We start from the raw sequence: 3,110 nt of genomic DNA, 5'->3' as shown, positions 1-3,110 counted from the left end.
GGGGGACGGCAGGGCGGGAGGGCGCGGCGTGCCGCGCACGCGGGCGGTGAAGGCGGTGCTGGCCGGGATACCGCGGACGAAGGACAAACCGTGGGTGATCGAGGGGCGGAAGCCCGGAACGCGGCTCGCGAACCTCGATGCGATCTGGATGAGGCTCCGCGGGCGGGCAGGGCTCGGCGACGTGCGGCTCCACGACTGCCGTCATTCGTACGCATCGCGGGCGCTGGCGCTGGGCGAGGGGCTTTCGATGATCGGCGCGCTGCTGGGTCATGCGAAGGTGGCGACGACGGCGCGCTATGCGCACCTGGCGCGGGACACGGAGAAGGCTTCGGCCGCCAGGGTCGGCGGCAGCATCGGGGCGGACATCCTGCCGCCGGGCGCGGTCTGAGCCGGAGGGAGGCAGCGGCCCATGGCGAAGCTCGCCACGGCGACGATTTCGAAGCGCACGGTGGAAGCGCTGGTGGTGAAGAGGGACACGGTCTACTGGGACTCGGAGCTTTCAGGCTTCGGGGTTCGCGCCTATTCGTCAGGCAGCAAGTACTACGTGGTGCAGACCCGGGCCAACGGCAAGGCGGCGAAGCGGGTGACGGTGGGCCGGCACGGGATCGTGACGGGGGAGGACGCGCGCAGGCGGGCGGCGCCGATCATCGCGCGCATCAAGGCGGGAGAGGAGCCGGTGGCGGAGCCCGCGGCGGCCCTGGCCGAGGGTCCCACCGTGGGGGAGCTTGCGCGCCGGTGCTTGAGGAGCACGTGGCGGTGCGGTGCAAGCCCAGGACGGTGGAGATGTACACGCTGATCGTCCGCAAGCACCTGCTGCCAGCACTCGGCAGAGTCCCGGCGCTGGCGGTGGATCACAAGCGGGTGACCGAACGGCACCATTCGATGCGCGGGACGCCGTCGATGGCGAACCGGACGGTGGAGGCGCTGTCGTGCATCTGGAACTCCGCGGAGGACCGGGGGGAGTTGCCGGAGGCGAGCAACCCGTGCCGGGTGGTGGCGAAGAACCGCGAGCGCGGGCGCGAGCGGTTCCTGAGCGAGGATGAGTTCCGCCGGCTGGGGCGGGCGCTGGCGGAGGCGGAGACCGGCAATGGCGTGTCGGTGCACGCGGTGGCGGCGATCCGGCTGTTGCTGCTCACGGGGTTGAGGCGTAACGAGGTCCTGGCGCTCCGCTGGCGGGACGTGGACCTTGATGCGCGCGAGATCAAGATCGAGGACTCCAAGACCGGAGCGCGCGTGGCTCCGCTCTCGCCGGAAGCGGCCCGGGTGCTCGCCGACGTTCCGCGCGTGGAGGGGAACCCGCACGTGATTCCGGGGAAGAAGGCGGGCACGCACTTGCGCAACCTGAACGACCCCTGGGACCGGATCCGCAAGCGTGCGAAGCTGGGGGACGTGCGGCTCCACGACTGCCGTCACTCGTTCGCGTCCAGGGCGCTGTCGCTCGGCGAAGGGCTGACCATGATCGGAAAGCTCCTGGTTCACACCAAGGTGGAGCCCACCGCGCGGTACGCGCATCTGGCGCGGGAGTCGGTGCACGAGTCCGCCATCCGCGTATCCGCCAGCATCGCCGCCGACATCCTGAGGGGTACCGAGTGGCGACGCGGACCAAGCACAGAGCCCTCACGGAAGCCCTGGAGCGCTACGTGGACCAAGGCAGCCAGTTGACCAGCCTGGAGTCCACCGCTACCCTCAAAGACGTCGGCGTTGCCATCTCCATCGACGGCGGGGGCGGTTGCATGGACAACATCTTCATCGAGCGCGCTGCTCGCGCTCGCTTGTGTCCGAAGCCGGCTAACTGCAAGAATTCTCATAAGGCTTCCAAGCCCAACGGTCATCGCCCGATGGATACCGTTTCGCAATACCGAATGGCTTCACTCCGTCCCAACCGACTCCACTCGCCGGAACCCTATGACAAAGGAATGCCGCTGGAGAGGCAGGCTGAGCCGCACACCTCGTCTACCCCTATGCAGGATTCTGGCGGTATGACCGATCATCCGGAATACACCTTAACTCGGTCGCCATCCTGTCCAAGGAAACAGGACCACCTCACCTGTTTGACAGGTTGGCCGGAGTTGTGCGACGAACAGCCGAAAGAGTCGCTACCCGGAGGAAAGCCCAATGGTAGAGTGCAAGGGTGCTGGGGTTCGTTCGAACTTGTTTGGCCTTTATACCATACAGAGGGCCGCATGCGCATTCACGTTGTTGGCCGGGCTTGTTCTCGTCCCTTCCGTCCCGCGAGCCGATCCCGGCACCAGGTGGTGGAGTGACTATCTCCTGCACGCGACCGAGTGCCGGGACGCAATCAACACCAGGGTTTCGGAAGGGACGCGGTGTCTTTTCGGCCACGGCCTGACGCTGATGCTAGACCAGACTCTACGGCTCGCCGACTCATACGGGAAGATGCGATTCGGGGAACGTTTCCAGATTGCCGGCAACTTCGGCTACTCCCCGGTGTCGAGCGAGTTCGGCATCGAGGGTGACCTCGACATGGTGCTTCCGTTCACGGGCGCGGGACTGTCCGCGAGCCGTGCAGCCGTTTCCTCGTTCTTTTTTCAGCAGGGTATCACGCGCTCTTGGGACGGGTTCGGTTCCGGCCTCTTCCGTAATGATCTGAGGCAGGGAGTTGTGCGCCGCTTTCGGGTGTCGCGTACCGCGGACGCCGACATCGTTGGCTTCTCGGCCTTTCATCTACTCAACCTCGAACGTGGGCACCGGGTGCTGGCGCCGGGGATCGACTATGCCGGAAGGTGGGGTACTGGCTCGGTCCGCTACTTTATTCCCTCCACCGGTTGGCGCCCGGGCGCTGCGGGCTACGAGGAACGCGCGCTTGAGGGGTTCGAGTTGGGGCTCCGCTTCGACTTGACCACGACGCTTCGCCTCAACACGGTCGGCTATCGTTGGAGGGCCGATGATGGCTCCAACGAGTGGAACACGGGTGCTCGCATGGCCCTCGACTGGCGTCCTCACCCGTGGCTTAGCCCATCTTTAACATGAATGTGGGGATTTAGGGTATTTTGTGTACGGGTGCACCATCTAACCTATTGAATTCATTGAGATCATGTTTCTGGGGACGGAATGTAGTGCCATACTAATGTATCATGGCTTGCATTCCG

The 3,110-nt window shown here is 65.5% G+C and carries 4 protein-coding genes and 1 pseudogene; all 5 read left to right on the top strand.

Annotated features, from left to right (window positions below):
* A partial coding sequence (locus tag OXF11_04250; protein ID MCY4486309.1) for a tyrosine-type recombinase/integrase occupies positions 1 to 388 on the top strand: 388 nt, incomplete at its 5' end.
* Between the two features lie 21 nt (positions 389 to 409).
* On the top strand, positions 410 to 796 hold the full coding sequence (locus OXF11_04245; GenBank protein ID MCY4486308.1) for an Arm DNA-binding domain-containing protein: 387 nt from the start codon (positions 410 to 412) through the stop codon (positions 794 to 796).
* Positions 797 to 900: 104 nt separating this feature from the next.
* Positions 901 to 1,662: a site-specific integrase gene (locus OXF11_04240; GenBank protein MCY4486307.1), complete on the top strand. Its 762-nt coding sequence runs from the start codon at positions 901 to 903 to the stop codon at positions 1,660 to 1,662.
* A pseudogene (locus OXF11_04235) lies at positions 1,644 to 1,757 on the top strand (IS3 family transposase). Before OXF11_04240 ends, OXF11_04235 begins: the two are co-directional and overlap by 19 nt.
* A gap of 358 nt (positions 1,758 to 2,115) precedes the next feature.
* On the top strand, positions 2,116 to 2,991 hold the full coding sequence (locus OXF11_04230; GenBank protein ID MCY4486306.1) for a hypothetical protein: 876 nt from the start codon (positions 2,116 to 2,118) through the stop codon (positions 2,989 to 2,991).
* Positions 2,992 to 3,110: the final 119 nt, after the last annotated feature.

It is taken from the genome of Deltaproteobacteria bacterium, from assembly GCA_026712905.1.
Lineage (GTDB): Bacteria > Desulfobacterota > Binatia > UBA9968 > JAJDTQ01 > JAJDTQ01.
This window is presented reverse-complemented; position numbering and strand designations above follow the sequence as displayed.